The sequence below is a fragment of the Nesterenkonia sp. CL21 genome, assembly GCF_031705515.1.
Lineage (GTDB): Bacteria > Actinomycetota > Actinomycetes > Actinomycetales > Micrococcaceae > Nesterenkonia > Nesterenkonia aethiopica.
The window spans coordinates 247,230-263,782 of record NZ_JAUTWR010000001.1 but is presented as its reverse complement, the minus strand read 5'-3'; the positions used below and the strand labels follow the sequence as shown (position 1 = coordinate 263,782).

Genomic DNA, 16,553 nt, shown 5'->3' with positions numbered 1-16,553 from the left:
CGAGCCCGACCGCCCCTTCACGCTGACCGCCCCTGCACGCTGACCGGCACGGCTGCCCTGCCCGTTCGCCTACTGATTCGAGAAGGCGGCGTCGAAAGAGGCCTCAGGACGCTTCCACAACAGCGAGCGGATCCGCCCCACCGCCTCGGCGGCACCGTGGAGGCGGTCCATGCCGGCGTCCTCCCACTCGATGGAGATCGGTCCGGAGTAGCCGATGTGCTCCAGCGCGCGGAAGGCGTCCTCCCAGGGGACGTCCCCGTGGCCGGTGGAGACGAAGTCCCAGCGGCGGCGCGGGTCACCCCACGGCAGATGGGAGCCCAGGATGCCGTTGCGGCCGTTGGGCGGACGCAGGCGGGTGTCCTTGCAGTCGACGTGGTAGATGCGGTCAGCGAAGTCGGTGATGAACCCGACGGCGTCGATCCCCTGCCAGAACATGTGGGAGGGGTCCCAGTTCAGGCCGAACGCCTCCCGGTGGCCGATCGCCTCCAGCGCTCGGACGGTGGTCCAGTGATCATAGGCGATCTCGGAGGGGTGCACCTCCAGAGCAAACTTCACCCCCTGCTCATCGAAGACGTCCATGATCGGGTTCCAGCGGTCGGCGAAGTCCTGGTAGCCGGCGTCGATCACCTCGGCCGGCACGGGTGGGAACATCGCCACGTACTGCCAGATCTTCGAGCCGGTGAACCCGACGACGACGTCCGCACCGAGCTTGCGGGCCACCCGCGCCGAACGCTTCATGTCCTCCGCGGCACGCTGACGCACGCCTTCAGGGTCGCCGTCGCCCCAGACATAGTCACGCAGGATCGCCTGGTGACGGAAGTCGATGGGGTCGTCGCAGACGGCCTGGCCGCCCAGATGGTGGGAGATCGCCCAAACCTTGAGCCCGTGACGCTCCAGGACCTCCAGGCGCGAGGCCACGTAGTCGTCGTCCTCGTCGGCGCGTTTCAGGTCCAAGTGGTCTCCGCTGGCGGCGATCTCCAGGCCGTCATAGCCCCATTCGGCGGCGCGGGCCGCCAGCTCCTCGAACGGCATGTCGGCCCACTGTCCGGTGAACAGGGTGACGGGATGGGAGGCGTGTTCTGTGGTCATGTCTCTCCTTCTCAGATCCAGGGATCGGGGATTCGATGCGGTCGCTCCGGCGGAGGTCGCTGTGATCACAGGGCAGTGACCGCCTCGCTGACCGGTTCGCCGACCGGTGCGACGTCCACCCAGGCGCCCGACTCCGCGGAGGCCAGCACAGCGTCGATGATCCGGTTGGCCCGGGCACCGTCGGCGAAGGTCGGCAGCCCCGGGAGATGTTCCCCGCCGATGCGGGCGTAGGTGTCCCTCGCGAAGGCCGTGAAGGCGTCCAGGTAGCCCATCGGGTGGCCCGAGGGCACCACGGAGAGCCGCGAGGCGTCCTGACCCATCGTCGCCGGGTCGCGAGAGATCGTCACCGAGCCGTCGGTGCGGCCCAGCCACAGCTCGTCCGGGTGCTCCTGGTCGAAGAACACGCTGCCGTCAGCGCCGGCGAGCTCCAGGGTGAGCTGGTTCTTCCGCCCGGCGTTGACCTGGGAGACCATCAGGCTTCCCAGGGCCCCTCCTGAGAGCTCCACGTTCAGGGCGGCGGCGTCCTCGGTGACCACCTCGACGCCGCCCCGGCGGGGGTGGGCGATCGCGGTGGCCGCGCTGAGCCGGACGATCCGCTCTCCGGAGACGAACTCCAGCAGATCCACCAGGTGGGACCCGATGTCCCCGAAGGCCCGCGAGCGCCCCGATACCTGCGGGTCCACCCGCCAGTTCGACTCGCCGGCGTCCAGCAGCCAGTCCTGAAGATAGGCCCCCCGGACGGTCAGCAGTCGACCGACCCGACCCGACGCCGTCTCCTCCCGGGCCTGCCGGGCCATCGGGTGGAACCGGTAGACGAACGGCACCGAGGCGACCACACCGGCTTCTTCGGCCAGCGAGGCCAGGGCGGCGGCCTCCTCGGCATCGACGGCCAACGGCTTTTCGCAGACCACGTGCCGTCCCGCCTGGAGAGCAGCCCGGACATGCTCGGCGTGGCGGGCGTTCGGCGAGCACACGTGGACGACGTCGCTGCGGGAGATCAGCTCCTCCACACCGGCGACGGGCTCCACCCCCAGCGGCGCGGCCGCCGCCGCGCTGCGCTCCGGCGACGAAGAGGTCAGTCCCACGACCTCGGCGCCGGCCGCGCGGGCGGCGGCGGTGTGGGTACGGGCCATGAACCCGCCCCCGATGATGCCGACTTTCAGGTTCTGCATGGATGTCTCTTCCTTCTGTGGACCACGTCTGTGTCTGTCGTCCGGGCTGCTCAGCCCGGGATGCCGTCGTCGGGGACGGACCTCACTTCACGGCCCCGGCCGAGAGTCCGGTGACCAAGTGCCGCTGGACCAGCATGAAGCCGAGCAGCACGGGCAGGGAGACCACCACGGAGGCGGCCATCAGCTGGTTCCAGAACACGTCGGTCTGAGAGGCGTAGGCCCGCAGCCCGATGGCCAGGGTGCGGGTGTCCGCGTTGGTCATCACCGAGGCGAAGAGCACCTCGCCCCAGGCGGTGATGAAGCAGTACACCGAGACGGCGATGATCCCGGGCCGTGCGACCGGGAGCACCACTCGGATGAGCGCCCCCATGCGTCCGGTGCCGTCGATCATGGCCGCTTCCTCCAGATCCTTCGGGATGGAGGCGAAGAACCCGCTGAGCATCCAGATCGCGAACGGCAGCGAGAACGTCATATAGGTCAGGATCAGCCCCAGATGTGTGCCGTTGAGCTGGATCCCCACGGTGCGCTGGATCTGCGTGAAGATCAGGAACAGCGGCAGCAGGAACAGGATGCCCGGGAACATCTGGGTAGAGAGCACCATCATGGAGAAGGTGCGCGCCCCCTTGAACGGGAATCGGGACAGCGCGTAGGCGGCCAGGACCGCCAGCACCACGGAGCAGATCGTCGCGGTCACCACCACGATCAGGCTGTTGACGAAGTAGTGTGCCAGCGGAACGGTCGACCAGATGTCCAGGTAAGGCTGCAGGGTGACGGTGGTGGGCCACCAGCTGAACATCCCTCGCACATCCTCCAGCGGCTTCACGCTGGTCACCACGACCACATAGAGCGGCAGCACGACGATGGCGGTGAGGAAGGTCAGCCCCACGGCACGCAGGATCTTGAATCCCCGGGTCTCAATCATGGAGTGCCTTCCCCTTCGGCATGACCAGCTTGATGTAGAACGCCGAGGCGATCACCAGGGCCACCAGCAGCAGCACGCTCATCGCACCGCCGACGCCGAAGTTCCAGTAGTTGAACGACTGCTCGTAGATCAGCGGCGAGATCAGGGTCGCCTCCGGCGGTGAGGCCGGACCGAACAGCACATAGGGGATGTTGAACTGGTTGAAGATCCACAGCGAGAGGATCAGCAGCATGACCACATTGGCCTGCCGGATCATCGGCAGGGTGATGGAGGTGAACTGCTTCCACAGGCTCGCCCCGTCCATGGCGGCGGCCTCATAGACCTCGTCCGGGATGTTCTGCAGAGCGGCCAGCAGCATCAGGAACGCGAAGGGCCAGAACTGCCAGACGGTGACGATGACGGTCACCCAGAACGCGTTGCCGCCCAACAGCCAGAACGGTCCGGAGTCCAGGATCCCCAAGTCATGGACCAGGATCCGGTTGATGACGCCGTCGCGCTGGTTGAACATGAACGCCCAGGCGATGGCCCCGACGTACTGCGGCAGCGCATAGGGGGTCAGGAACAGGGTGCGCAGGAAGCCTCGACCCTTGACCTTGGAGGTCAGCAGGACGGCGGCGAACATCCCCAGGGCCCAGGCCGCGCCGACGCTGATCACCGTGTAGACGACCGTGCGCAGCAGCGCGGCGTAGAACTGGCTGCCGATCGGACCCTCCGGGTCCAGACCGGTGACGAAATTCTCCAGGCCGACGAACGGCGCCTGCAGCCAGTTGCCGATGGTGAACTGGTTCAGCCCCAGGAAGGCGATGTAGACGCCCAGCACCATCGGGATGATGTGGATCAGCATCTCCATGACGCTGGCCGGGGCGATCAGTCCGTACGGGAACAGCCGCGACCGGCGGCTGGCACCGGCAGTCTGCACCACCTGACTGGCGACGGCGGCCTGGGCACGACGCTGGTTCCTCTCACCGGGCGAGGGGCGCGTCGTCGATGCCTCCCGCCCTGCCCCGGCGACGCCCTGGTCAGGCTCCGGCGGGTCCTTCAACTTCGGTTCGACCGGCATGCTCAGCCTCCGTCACATCTGCGATTCGGCGGTGGTCAGAGCGTCGCGCACGTCGTCCTCGGTCACCTCGCGGCCCTGGGCGACGTCGGCGAGCAGGTCCCGCATCGCCGTGCCGACCACCGTCTCCATCTGGCTCTCGGACGGATAGAGCGGCATCGGCTGGGCGTGGTCCTGCAGGATCTGCTGCTTGAGCTGGATCTCGTCGGACTGGAACGCCTCGTCCTCATAGAGGTCGTTGACCACCGGCAGCCCGGTGAACTCCTGGTTCAGGTAGGTCTGCTCCTCGTCGCTGGTCATGTGGGCGACGAACGCGACGGCGGCATCGATGTTGTCGGAGTTCTCAAAGACACTCATGTTGATGCCCGCCACGTGAGACTGAGTGGCCTCCAGGCCGGTGGCGTCGGCGTCGAGCATCGGCATCGGGGCCGCCTGGTAGTCCTCGAAGCCGCGGTTGTCGAACACGTTGCCGGGCGCTTGGTCGAAGACCATCGCGGCCTGTCCGCTGGCGACCTGCTCCACGGACTCGGCGCCGTTGACCAGCTCCGCATCCGAGGGCGAGACCACGCCGTCTGCGCCCATCAGCTGAATCCACTCGTTGACCCCGGCGACCACGGCGTCATTGGTGAAGTCCGGCTCGCCGTCGTCATCGTAGAGCTCACCGCCGTGCTGCAGGCCCCTGATGAAGGCGGCATGCGAGTTGTTGGAGATGCTGGCCCCGGCCATGGTGAAGCCCCACTGATCGATGCTGCCGTCGTCATTGGTGTCCTGAGTCAGCTCCTGGGCGACCTCGACGAACTCCTCCCAGGTCGCCGGAGGCCCGTCGATGCCGTTCTCCTCGAAGATCTCCGTGTTGTAGTACAGCGAGTAGCTCAGCGCGTACAGCGGCACGGAGGTGGGCGCCTGGCCCTCGGCGCCGCCGGTGGCCCAGCTGGACGGGATGAAGCGCTCCTCACCGCCGATCGCCTCCAGCGCCTCACCCTCCCACTCGAGGAACGCCCCGGTGGCCTGCAGCGAGGTGGCCCAGGTGTTGCCGATGTTGAGCACATCCGGGGCGTCGCCGGAGGACACGGCGGTCAGGATGCGGTTCTGCAGGTCGTTCCACGGAATGACCTCCAGCTCCACCTCCACGCCCGTCTCGTCGGTGAACCGTTCGATGGTCTCGGAGAGGACCTCTTCGTCCTGGGTCACCGACTCGCCCTGGTTGGAGGCCCAGTAGGTGATGCTGCCGGAGAGGTTCTCCGTGTCCACCTCCTCAGCGGGGCTGGAGCCGCAGGCGGCCAGGGAGCCGACAGCGAGCACAGCCAGCGGCAGGGTGGTCATACGGCGGAGAGTCCGGCGCCGGAGCGCGGAACGACCGGTGAGTGCCATGACAGGGTCCTTTCATCAGAGGTGAGAGTGGTGACGAGCGATGGTGAGGGCCCTTGCTTCAGGGGCCCGGGAGAGCTCAGAGAGACGGCTGGGTGGGGTCCCAGTCGGCGTCGAGAGGGGCGGAGGACTCCACGGTGCTGGTGACCTCCACGAACTGACCGGACTCCACGGATTCGGCGATGGAGACCATCGCGTCCAGCACGTGGAAGGCCAGGTCGCCGGGGACGCGTTCCCGGCGACCGGCGCGGATGGACTGGGCCAGCTCCACCACCCCGGTGCCGCGGGTATGGAAGGAACCTGCGGCCGGGATCACCTGAGGCTCCTCACCGCCGGTGTGCAGCGTGGTCTCGCCGTCGAACATGTTGGGGTCGGGGAACACCGCGGTCCCTTCGCTGCCGGCGATCTCCACGAAGCCCGCCCGGGGCAGCTTCGAGTCGAAACTGAAGACCGACTGGGCGCTGGCCCCGGACTCGAACTCGATCAGGGCGCTCACGTGGGTGGGGACCTCCACCGGGAACTCCGTGCCGGCCTTCGGGCCGGAGCCGATGACCCGGGTGGCACGGGCTTGGGACCCGGTGGCGGCGACCCGCCGGATGGGCCCGAACACCTGGACCAGAGTGGTGAGGTAGTAGGGGCCAATGTCGAACAGCGGGCCGGCCCCGCGGGCGAAGAGGAACTCCGGGCTGGGGTGCCAGGACTCGGGACCGGGCACCTGGAAGAGTGTCAGCGCGGTCAGCGGTGTGCCGATGGAGCCGTCGCGCACGCTCCGCAGCGCGGTTTGCAGACCCGCCCCCAGGAACGTGTCCGGCGCGACGGCGACCCGCACCCCGGCCTGCTCCGCGGCCTCCTTCAGCCGGCGTCCGGACTCCCGGTCCAGCGCATAGGGCTTCTCCCCCCAGACGTGCTTGCCCGCGGCCACAGCCTGAAGGGCCACCTCCACGTGCACCGCCGGGATGGTCAGATTCACCACGATCTCGATGTCGTCACGCGCCAACAGCTCCTCATAGCTGCCGGAGTGCGGCACGCCCCAGGCCTCAGCCTGCTCGGCGGCCCGCTGCGTGTCGATATCAGCGATGAACCGCACCTCCAGATCGGCGAAGGCGGTCAGGTTCTTCAGGTACTCGTTGCTGATCACACCGGCGCCGACGACGCCGACGCCCACGCGGCCTCCTGCCGGGGAGGTCTGCTCGGCCGTCGGGGAGGCAGCAGTGGTCGTGCTGAAAGCCATGGGGGTCTCCTTGTGTCTTCTCATGGGGTGGTTCATCCTGCTCCGGTGGGTCAGGCGCCCTGCGGGGTGCCCGCCAGGTGGGCGTGGCTGGCGACGACGGCGTCGAAGATCTCCCCGGCGAAGTCGTCCAGCTCGACCACCGGCAGGGCCTGCGGGGCGGCAGCGAGGATCTCGGCGATGGGCATGCTGCCGGAGCCGACGGCCACCTGATCGGTGTTCTCCTTCGTCTTCGGCCCGTCCTTCACATGGATGGCCACGACGCGCTCCCCCAGACGGCGGAGCAGGTCCGGAGCGGACTCTCCGCCGACCTCGGCCCAGTAGGTGTCCACCTCGAGGTCGACGGCATCCCCTGCCGCCTCCGCGAAGACCTCGAGGGCGGGGACGCCGGCGATCCGGTTCTCCAGCTCGAAGGCGTGGTTGTGATACCCCACGCGCAGGCCCTGGTCGGCGGCGCGGGCCGAGGCCTCGCGCAGCTCGCGCGCCACCCCCTCGACACCGTCTCGGCTGCTCCAGCGGGCGGGGTCGATCATCGGATCGACGACGGTGCCGACGCCGAGCCGACGGGCGGCGGAGAAGACCGCATCCAGGTCTGCCCCCGCGAGCTTGACGTGGGCGGTGGGCGCCGAGAGCCCCAACCGGGCCATGGGCTCGGCAAGCTGATCGGCGAAGTCCACGAGACCGAAGGGCTCCACCTGGGTGAACCCGATGCCGGCCAGACGCTCCAGAGTCTCCCCGGCGTCGGCGGTCAGGTGGTCTCGTACCGTGTAGAGCTGGATGGACAGAGAGTTCACGATGATGGTGCTCCTTCGGGAGGGTGGACGGATGATGCGGGCGGCGCTGGTCGAATGCTGATGAGAGCGATCTCTCCCAGCTGTGAGGCGGGTCACTCTGCGTTCTCTGCACACAGTAGACGCACTTCTGTCGATCGTCAACAGAACTGTGACTCGGATCTTCAGAGGCGCCGCAGAATTCGATGGAAGTGTGCTTGACTGGTCCCATGCACGTGGCCAGAAGCATCAACGCCCTCGGCGGAACAGGAGCCTCCGACGTCTTCCAGCTCCTGCGTGACGGCGTGCCCAAGAGCCGCACCGAGCTGGCCGCGCTCACAGGGATGGCCCGCTCCACCGTCAACGACCGGCTCTCCGCCCTGACGGAGCTCGGGCTGATCGGCCCGGCCGCCGACGGCGTCTCCACCGGAGGCCGTCCCCCGCGGAGAGTCGCCCTGCTGCCGGACGCTCGTCTGGCGCTGGCCGTGGACCTCGGCGCCAGCCATGTGCGTCTGGCGGTGGTGAACCTGCTCAATGCCCAGCTGAGCGCCCATGAGGAATCTCTGGACATCGCCGCCGGCCCGGAACCGGTGCTGGCCCGGGTCATGGAGCTCGCCGACGAGCTGCTCGCCGGGCTCGGACGGGACCGCCAGGACATCATGGCCGTCGGCATCGGCCTGCCCGGTCCGGTGCACTTCGACTCCGGGCGCCCCTCCCGCCCCCCGATCATGCCCGGCTGGGACGGCTTCGACGTGCCCGGCTGGTTCCACCAGCACGTCCGCGTCCCGGTGCTGGTGGACAACGACGTCAACATCATGGCGCTCGGCGAGCACAGTCGGCTCTCCCGCCCGGTGGAACACTTCCTGTTCGTCAAAGTCGCCACCGGGATCGGCGCCGGGATCATCTCCGGGGGCCGCCTGCAGCGCGGCGCCCAGGGCATCGCCGGCGACATCGGGCATGTGCGGGTCCGCTCCGGCGACGGCGTCTTCTGCCACTGCGGCAACGAAGGCTGCCTGGAAGCGGTCGCCTCCGGCTCACGACTGGCCGAGCAGCTGCGCCGCGCCGGCCACCGGGACATCTCCGGCGGCCGGGACGTCGTGCGGCTCGTGGACGCCGGCGACCTGGACGCCATCCGCGCGGTGCGTCAGGCGGGCCGCGACCTCGGCGAGGTGCTGGCCGCCAGCATCAGCTTCCTCAACCCGGAGGTCATCGCCGTCGGAGGTCGCATGGCGGGCGCCGGTGAGCACCTGCTGGCAGGGGTGCGCGAAGTCGTCTACCAGCGAGCCATGCCGCTGGCCACCCAACGCCTGGACATCCACACCGCCGCCCAGACGCGCGACGCCGGCCTGCTCGGCGCCAGCCTGCTGGCGCTGCACCACGCGCTCTCCCCCGCCGGCATCGACGCGCTGGCCGACGCCTCCTCCGCCTGAGCCGTCGCCGCGCCTCCGCGGAGCCGGGCCAGTCCCGTCCGGGTCAGTCGCTGGGTCAGCCGAAGAGGCGTATGGGGTTGACGATGTCGGCATAGATGAGCAGCAGCCCCATCACCAACAGCATCCCGGCCACCACATAGGTCAGCGGCAGCAGCCGCGAGATGTCGAACGGTCCAGGATCCGGACGCCCGAACAGGCGCGCGAGACGCCGCCGGAACGCCTCATACAGGGCACCGGCCACATGCCCGCCGTCCAGCGGCAGCAGCGGGATCAGATTGAACACCATCAGCGCCACGTTGACGCCGGCGATCAGCGAGATCAGGGAGGCGAAGCGGGACTCCAGCGGGATCTCGTCCTGCACAGAGAGCTCCCCGGCGATCCGGCCGACGCCGACCACGCTCAGCGGCCCGTCCGGGTCACGCTCGGCCTCGGTGAAGGTGGACACGGCCACGTCATAGAGCCGCACCGGCAGGTTGGCCACCACTTCGAGCACAGCCTTGGACTGCGTCCACACCATCGGGCCGGCCTCCCAGGCGGGCTGGCGGACCAGCTCCTGCTCGGCCCCCATGCCGATGAAGCCCACCGGCTCGGTGACCAGCGCCCCGTCGCCGTCGCGTTCGACGCGCCCCAGCCCGTCCAGCACGGGACGCTCCGTGAGAATCGGGGTCAGGGCGGTGCTGTGCCGCTCGCCGTCGCGCACGTACTCCACGGGAGTCGAGGCACCGGCCGAGTCCCGGATCAGCCCGGTCAGCTCCTCCCAGTCCTCGACCTCTTGTCCTCCGTAGGCGACGATCTCGTCACCGGGCCGCAGGCCGGCCTCATAGGCGGGACCGGCGGGGTCGTCGTCGGTGCAGGCGGTCTGCCCGGCGTCGGCGGCCTCGGCCGAGACCACACACTCGTAGACCTCGCGAACCTGGGTGTTCGGCTCAGCGGTGCCGTGGACGGTGATCATCCCGGCGGTGAGCACCAGCGCGATCAGCCCGTTCATCGCCGGTCCGCCGAGCATGATGATGATGCGCTTCCACACCGGCAGACGATGGAACATGCGGTCCTCGTCGCCGGGCTGCAGCTCCTCGGCGGCCACTTCTCTGGCCTCGGCCGACATCTGCTGGAACAGCCCGGTGGACTGGGAGCTCACCGTCCGCACCGGGGCGTCCCCGGCGTCGGCGGAGCCTGGCACTGTGCCCGGTCCGTCCTGCGCGCCCGGCTGATCCTGCGTGCCGGGGCGGTCGGGGTCCGCGTACTGCGCACCGATCTCCCGAAGATACGGATCGGTGGGGCCATCGTCGGGAGCATCCGAACCCTGAGCCTCCGAGCCCTGAGCGTCCGTTCCAGCGTCCTGCTCCGGCGGCGGATACATGCCGATCATCGCCACGTAACCACCCAGCGGCACCGCTTTGACGCCGTATTCCGTCTCACCCCGGCGCTTCGACCACAGGGTGGGCCCGAAACCGACCATGTACTGGGTGACCCGGACCTTGAACAGCTTGGCAGGCACCAGGTGCCCGATCTCATGCAGGGCGATCGACAGGATGATCCCCACGGCGACGACCAGGATGCCCAGCGTCATGAGCAGAACGGTCATGCCTGGCCCTCCCCCACCTCGACGGCGCGGGGCGCCCGGTGCGTGGGCACCGTCACCGCGGCGGCGGCGATGAGCTCATCCGCGTGGGCCCGTGCCTCACGTTCCACCTCCAGCACCTCGTCCAAGGTCGGCGTCCCGGTGCCCGCCGCGTGAGCGGCGAGCACCTTCTCCACTGTCGGCAGGATCTCCGTGAAGCCCAGCGCACCGTCGTGGAAGGCGTCCACCGCCTGTTCGTTGGCGGCGTTGTACACGGCCATGTGGGTGGCGGAGGCCGCACAGGCCTGCTTGGCCAGACGCACGGCGGGGAAGGCGTCGTCGTCGAGGGGCTCGAAGTCCCAGCGCATCGTCTGGGTCCAGTCGATGGCGGTGTCCACCTGCGGCAGCCGCTCCGGCCAGGAGAGCCCCAGAGCGATCGGCACATACATGCGCGGCGGCCCGGCCTGCGCCAGAGTGGAGCCGTCCTGGAATTCCACCAGCGAGTGGATGACCTGCTGCGGATGCACCACGGCGGTGACGTCCTCCAGGGGGACGTCGAAGAGCAGATGGGCCTCGACCACCTCGAGCGCCTTGTTGACCATGGTGGCCGAGTTGGTGGTGACCACCCGCCCCATCGCAAAGTTCGGGTGACGGAGCGCCTGAGCGGGGGTCACTTCGGCCAGCTGAGTGGGGCTGCACCCGCGGAACGGACCGCCCGAGGCAGTGACGATCAGCCGACTCACCTCGCTGCGTCCGGTGACCACCGGGGCACAGAGGCCACGCTCGTGCCGTCCGGAGCTGAGCGCCTGGGCCAGGGCGGAGTGCTCGGAGTCCACCGGCACCACTTGGCCGGGACGCCGCTGGGCGGAGGCCACCAGCGCCCCACCGACCACCAGGGACTCCTTGTTCGCCAGGGCCAGCGTCGCCCCGGAGGCGAGCGCCGCCAGCGTGGGCCGCAGACCGATGGAGCCGGTCATACCGTTGAGCACGACGTCGGCGCCCAGCTCCCCCGCAGACACCACGGCGGCCTCTTCCCCGGTGAGGATCTCGACCTCGTGGGTCACACCTGCGTCCCGCAGCGCCTGGGCCAGGGGAGGCTGGTCCGGATTCGCCGCCGTGCCGCCGTCGACGGCGATGCCTGCCGCCCGGGCCCCGGTGGCGCGCACCTGGTCGGCCAGCAGCCGAGTGTTGGTGCCCGCAGACAGCCCGACGACGTCGAAGCGCCCGGGGTTCGCGGCGATGACCTCGAGCGCCTGGGTGCCGATGGAGCCGGTGGAGCCCAGCAGGACCACACGGGACGCGCCGTCGTCGCCGGGTCGGATTCTCGGCGCGGGATCCGGACGCTGCGGCCCGGCAGGATCGGAGGCGGGGTGGGAGGACATGGCCCTATTATCACGGTCCCGCCTGGATATCCGGGAATCGGGGGCCCGTCCCTGATGACGCCTGATGCCCCGGCGAGGAGACCTGATGCACGTCCGTGGAGCTTGTGCCGGTACCCTGGACGCACTGCACCTGTCCCCACCTTCGGCCGTGCTGCCGACGACGAGGAGCCACATGATGATCACGCTGCGGGAAGTACAGCCGAGCGACCTGGATCAGTTCTTCCTGTTCCAGCAGGACGCCGACGCCGCCCACATGGCCGGCTTCGCCTCCACGAACCCGACTGACCGCGGCGTCTTCGACCACCACTGGGGCGAGCTGCTGAACTCCCCAGACACGATCGTGCGCACCATCGACTTCGAGGGCCAGCCGATCGGCTCCATCGCCGCCTTCGAGGACGACGGATCCCGCGAGATCATGTTCTGGACGGACAAGCAGTTCTGGGGCCGCGGCATCACCACCGAGGCCGTCTCCAAGTTCCTCCACGATTTCCCGGAGCGCCCCGTGCGTGCCCGCGTAGTCGTGGACAACGTGGGAACCCTGAAGATCCTGCAGGCGCTGGGCTTCGTGGAAGTCGGCGAGGAGTCGAACTTCTCCAACGTGCGGGCCGCGGTCGTGCAGGAGAAGATCCTCCAGCTCAGCTGATCCCGGCGCACGCGGCCTCCTGACCACCGCGGTTCGCTGCTGGGGTTCACAGCGGAGCATGACGGGCGGCTCGGGCCCCGCGCAACGGCGAGAACACGATGATCAGCGCGGCCACCACGAACACCGCCACGGTGATCCAGAGGGTCTCCTGCAGGCCCAGCGCCCCTGCCGCTGCACCTCCCAGGACCGCACCGGCAGCCCCACAGCCCCGGTTCGCCGTCCGCATGGTGGAGTTCATCCGCCCCAGCATGCCCCGCGGCGTCACCGACTGCTGGAACCCGGCCTCGGCAGGATCCTCCACGCCCATGGCCAACCCATAGAGCGTCTTCGCCCCGGCCAGAGCCAGCACGGAGCCCGCTGAGGCGTCCGGGACCAGGATCACCGCCGTCCAGGCCAGGGGCATCAGAGTTCGCCCGAGCAGCACCGTGCTCCCCTCCCCCAGGCTGCGGGCGATCCACGGGGCCGCCAGCGCTCCGGCGAGTCCGCCCACTCCCGCGCAGGCCAGGACGACGCCGTAGAGGGCCGGAGAGATCCCCAGGTACCGCAGCGCGTAGAGCGCGAACACCGTCATCGCTGCACTGTTGGCCAGGAACCAGACGTGGGTGGACAGCGCCAGGGGCGCCAACGTCCGATGCCGGTACACGAAGGCCAGACCCTGACCCATGGAACGGGTGAGGCCGCCGTCGAGACCGCTCCGGCCACGGTCGCGGGACGGCGCGGGCCCCATCGCCACCGTGGCCAGCAGCCCCGCGGAGACGAGCCGGCCTCCCGCTGTGAGCAGCAGGGTCATCGGCGCGCCGACCCAGGCCACGAGCACACCGGCGGCGGCCGGCCCCGAGGTCTGGGCGACCGTGCGGGCCTGGCCCAGCCGGGCGTTGGCGAGCACCAGCTGCTCACGGCCCACCAGGTCCGGCACCGCAGACTGCTCGGCCGCCACGCTCATGACTCCGCAGGCGCCGACGAGGAACAGGACGGCCGCCGTCGTCGGCAGCGTGAGGTGCCCCAGCCACCAGAGCATCGGGACGGTGAGCAGAGCGAGACCTGCGGCAGCGTGAGAGACGACCAGCACCGGACGCCGCGGCCACCGGTCCACCAGGGCGCCGGCCAGCAGTCCCAGGAGCAGATACGGCAGGAACTGCACGGCGCGGATCAGCCCCACCTGCTGCTCGGTGGCCTCCAGCACCTGGACCACCAACACGTCCACGGCCACCACGCTGATGCTCAGCCCTGCCGCGGTGATGGCATCGGCAGAGAAGAAGCGCAGGAACGGCCGACGTCGCAGGGGCTCGGCCGGGGCTGGACGCGTCTCCCGCTCCCCCATGCGCGATCCCCCCCCCTCGACTCACCGTGCGTGTTCCTCGACCTCTGCACTGACCTCTGCACTTCTCCACGTGCATGCTGCACGCCTGCGGCAGGACCGCGGCAGGATCGCGGCAGGATGGCGGCGGCGTGATCATCATGCCACACAGGTGACGCGCATCACTGGCAAGCGCATTCCTCGGGTAGACTCGCCCATCATGACGTCATCACTGAGCTGGGGAATCATGGCCACCGGCGGGATCGCCCGCTCCTTCGCCGACGACCTGCATGCCGTGGAGATGGAGGTGGCGGCAGTCGCCTCCCGGAGCCGAGCCTCGGCTGACATCTTCGCCCGTCACCATGGTGTCCCCCGCGCCCACGGCTCCTACCAGGAGCTCGTCGAGGACCCAGGCGTGGACATCGTCTACGTGGCCACGCCCCACCCCTTCCACGCCGAGCACGCCCGTCTGGCGCTCGAGCACGGCAAGCACGCCCTGGTGGAGAAGCCCTTCGCCCTGAACCGGGCCGAGGCCGAGCAGCTGCGCGACCTGGCCCGCGAGCGCGGCCTGCTGGTCATGGAGGCCATGTGGACTCGACACCTCCCCCATATGGCCAGGATCCGTGAGCTGGTCAACGGGGGCGCGATCGGTGAGATCCGCGCCCTGTTCGCCGACCACACCCAGCGACTGCCCACCGAGCCGAGCCATCGGATCAATGACCTCGCCCTGGGTGGAGGGGCCCTGTTGGATCTGGGGGTCTACCCGATCTCCTTCGCCTGGGATCTGTTGGGCGCCCCCACCTCGGTGACGGCCCAGGCGCGCCTCGGAGAGACCGGCGCCGACACCGAGGTCGCCACGATCCTGCGGCACAGCGGCGGGGCGCTCTCGACGTCGTTGTCCTCCTCCCGCGGCGTCGGTCCGAACACGGCGCACGTCGTGGGCTCGGAGGGCCGCATCGACGTCGATCGGGTCTGGTACACCGCGGCGAACTTCACCGTCTCCGCGCCGGACGGCACCGTGGTGGAGCGCTATGAGTCCGACGTGGTGGGACGGGGGATGCATCTGCAGGCCCGTGCCGCCGAACGGTACGTCCAGCAGGCCACTCTCGACGGCGATGTCCTCACGGTGGACGACTCGGTGGGCATCATGGGCACCCTGGACGAGATCCGTGCCCAGATCGGCCTGCGCTACCCCTCCGAGTCCTGACCTTCGGGATCTCCCCACCCGGACGCGGATCACCGATCTCAGCCCGCAGGATGATGACACCGCGCCGCGACCCCTGATGAACTGGCCCTCACGGGGCGGAACGGACGGTCGCTGACGAGAGTCGGCTCAGCGAGGCCCCACAGCACAGACGAGGGGATGATCACTGTGCCCGTTGACCGCTCGATGACCAGGCCCTCCCCGGCTTCGCACCCCGAGCCGCCCGCACGGCTGCGCATCTGTGAGAGCTCGCTGGAGACGGTCTCGCGCCCGGAGCACGCCGCCTACACCTTCACCCTGTCGGTCATCGCGATCATCACATTCCTGCCGCTGGCCGTCCTCGGCGTCGCGCAGCTGGCACCGGGGGCGGAGCCGATGAGCTCCTGGACCCTGCCGACGCTGCTGGTGAGCTGCGCTCTGCTGGGGGCCGGGCTGTGGTGGATGATCAGCGCCTCCACCATCACAGTGCGCGCAACGGTGGAGGACGGCGTCGCAGTGCGCACGTGGCGCGTCGTGCGCACCGAGATCCCCTGGCAGGCCATCGAGTCGGTGCGCCCCGGCCCGACGGGAGGAACCATGGAGGTCGGTCCACGCTGGTACGGCCCCGGGCGCATCGGCTACACGGGCGGGAGCACCTCGGTGGTCATCCGCATCCACCCGCTGTATCGCAAAGCGGCCCGCCAGGGAAGCATCGGAGGAGACACGGTGCGACGACTCGCCGCCGAATATGTGGTCTCAGTCCCGGAGCCCGAGGCCGTGGCCTCCAAGCTCACCGCCCTGCGCGCCCGGGCACTCGACGCCGCATGAGAGTTCAGGTCCGGGCAGCACCGCCGCCGGCCGACTCCGCGGCGGCCCGCCGGGCGGCGTGATACGCCTCATCCAGGCGCTCCAGCACCGAAGGCCCCTCCGGGCCGGGACCGGCCTGCTCCTGCCCGAGGTGGTGGCGGCGCAGCTCATCCATGAACTCCTCCCACAGCTGAGGGCCGCCCTCCTCGAGCAGCTGCGCCCGGACGCTGAGCTCCTCCGTGGCCGGTCGATGACGTCGCCCCCAGGCGCCGAGCTGCACCAGCACAGGAAACAGCTGGATGCCGGCTTCGGTGAGGCTGTAGATGCGGCGCTGCCGATGAGACGGGTCGGGCTCACGAGTGAGGACCCCCGCTGCCAGCAGCCGCTTGAGGCGATCGCCGAGGATGTTCGAGGCGATGCCCTCCTCGGACTCCTCCAACAGGCGGCGGTAGTGCCTGCGGTCTCCGAAGATGATGTCTCGGATGATGATCAGCGACCAGGTGTCCCCCAACGCCTCCAGCGTGAGGTTGATGGGGCAGCCGGAGCGGTGCTCATGGGCGGGATCAGCTGACATGGACGGCGCCCTCCTTCCTCAGGGACAGGACTGCTTGCATTCTACACCCGGTTATGCTGGGATGTGACTC

15 protein-coding genes are annotated in these 16,553 nt (G+C 69.4%); 4 read left to right on the top strand and 11 right to left on the bottom strand.

Annotated features, from left to right (window positions below; genetic code table 11):
- Positions 1-69: 69 nt before the first annotated feature.
- The 7 genes from Q7C18_RS01165 to Q7C18_RS01135 all read right to left on the bottom strand — a co-directional run bounded on the left by Q7C18_RS01165 (position 70) and on the right by Q7C18_RS01135 (position 7,630).
- Positions 70-1,089 carry a sugar phosphate isomerase/epimerase gene (locus Q7C18_RS01165; protein WP_070160071.1) on the bottom strand — a complete coding sequence of 340 codons (1,020 nt, stop codon included), beginning with the start codon at positions 1,087-1,089 and terminating at the stop codon, positions 70-72.
- A gap of 65 nt (positions 1,090-1,154) precedes the next feature.
- Positions 1,155-2,315, bottom strand: a complete 1,161-nt coding sequence (locus tag Q7C18_RS01160; protein ID WP_311024419.1) for a Gfo/Idh/MocA family oxidoreductase — start codon at positions 2,313-2,315, stop codon at positions 1,155-1,157.
- 28 nt (positions 2,316-2,343) lie between these two features.
- On the bottom strand, positions 2,344-3,183 hold the full coding sequence (locus Q7C18_RS01155) for a carbohydrate ABC transporter permease (RefSeq protein ID WP_070160069.1): 840 nt from the start codon (positions 3,181-3,183) through the stop codon (positions 2,344-2,346).
- A complete protein-coding gene (locus tag Q7C18_RS01150) occupies positions 3,176-4,243 on the bottom strand; it encodes a sugar ABC transporter permease (RefSeq protein WP_311023697.1) in 1,068 nt (355 codons plus the stop codon). Before Q7C18_RS01150 ends, Q7C18_RS01155 begins: the two co-directional genes overlap by 8 nt.
- Before the next feature lie 12 nt (positions 4,244-4,255).
- Entirely contained in the window at positions 4,256-5,611 is a 1,356-nt protein-coding gene (locus Q7C18_RS01145; RefSeq protein WP_201791098.1) for an ABC transporter substrate-binding protein, read from the bottom strand.
- Positions 5,612-5,687: 76 nt separating this feature from the next.
- Positions 5,688-6,839, bottom strand: a complete 1,152-nt coding sequence (locus tag Q7C18_RS01140; protein WP_311023695.1) for a Gfo/Idh/MocA family oxidoreductase — start codon at positions 6,837-6,839, stop codon at positions 5,688-5,690.
- Positions 6,840-6,889: 50 nt separating this feature from the next.
- Positions 6,890-7,630, bottom strand: a complete 741-nt coding sequence (locus Q7C18_RS01135) for a sugar phosphate isomerase/epimerase (RefSeq protein WP_311023694.1) — start codon at positions 7,628-7,630, stop codon at positions 6,890-6,892.
- 206 nt (positions 7,631-7,836) lie between these two features.
- On the opposite strand from Q7C18_RS01135, the gene Q7C18_RS01130 reads away from it, so the two are divergent.
- Entirely contained in the window at positions 7,837-9,036 is a 1,200-nt protein-coding gene (locus tag Q7C18_RS01130; protein WP_311023693.1) for an ROK family transcriptional regulator, read from the top strand.
- 55 nt (positions 9,037-9,091) lie between these two features.
- Here the strand turns inward: Q7C18_RS01130 and Q7C18_RS01125 are convergent, their stop codons facing one another.
- Positions 9,092-10,621 carry an RIP metalloprotease gene (locus Q7C18_RS01125; RefSeq protein WP_070160062.1) on the bottom strand — a complete coding sequence of 510 codons (1,530 nt, stop codon included), beginning with the start codon at positions 10,619-10,621 and terminating at the stop codon, positions 9,092-9,094.
- Positions 10,618-11,979, bottom strand: coding sequence for a 1-deoxy-D-xylulose-5-phosphate reductoisomerase (dxr, locus tag Q7C18_RS01120; protein ID WP_311023690.1), 1,362 nt, complete (start codon positions 11,977-11,979; stop codon positions 10,618-10,620). Before dxr ends, Q7C18_RS01125 begins: the two co-directional genes overlap by 4 nt.
- A 172-nt stretch (positions 11,980-12,151) precedes the next feature.
- On the opposite strand from dxr, the gene Q7C18_RS01115 reads away from it, so the two are divergent.
- Positions 12,152-12,622 (top strand): GNAT family N-acetyltransferase, encoded by a 471-nt coding sequence (locus Q7C18_RS01115; RefSeq protein ID WP_070160057.1) that lies wholly within the window; start codon positions 12,152-12,154, stop codon positions 12,620-12,622.
- Positions 12,623-12,668: 46 nt separating this feature from the next.
- Here Q7C18_RS01115 and Q7C18_RS01110 read toward each other — a convergent pair whose 3' ends face one another.
- Positions 12,669-13,943 carry an MFS transporter gene (locus Q7C18_RS01110; RefSeq protein ID WP_311023688.1) on the bottom strand — a complete coding sequence of 425 codons (1,275 nt, stop codon included), beginning with the start codon at positions 13,941-13,943 and terminating at the stop codon, positions 12,669-12,671.
- Positions 13,944-14,139: 196 nt separating this feature from the next.
- On the opposite strand from Q7C18_RS01110, the gene Q7C18_RS01105 reads away from it, so the two are divergent.
- Both Q7C18_RS01105 and Q7C18_RS01100 read left to right on the top strand, forming a co-directional pair.
- Complete coding sequence (locus Q7C18_RS01105) at positions 14,140-15,126, top strand: Gfo/Idh/MocA family protein (protein WP_070158982.1); 987 nt, start codon at positions 14,140-14,142, stop codon at positions 15,124-15,126.
- Between the two features lie 183 nt (positions 15,127-15,309).
- Positions 15,310-15,930 (top strand): hypothetical protein, encoded by a 621-nt coding sequence (locus tag Q7C18_RS01100; protein WP_311023685.1) that lies wholly within the window; start codon positions 15,310-15,312, stop codon positions 15,928-15,930.
- A 4-nt stretch (positions 15,931-15,934) separates the two neighbouring features.
- Here the strand turns inward: Q7C18_RS01100 and Q7C18_RS01095 are convergent, their stop codons facing one another.
- Complete coding sequence (locus Q7C18_RS01095) at positions 15,935-16,483, bottom strand: helix-turn-helix domain-containing protein (RefSeq protein WP_311023684.1); 549 nt, start codon at positions 16,481-16,483, stop codon at positions 15,935-15,937.
- Between the last annotated feature and the right edge of the window lie 70 nt (positions 16,484-16,553).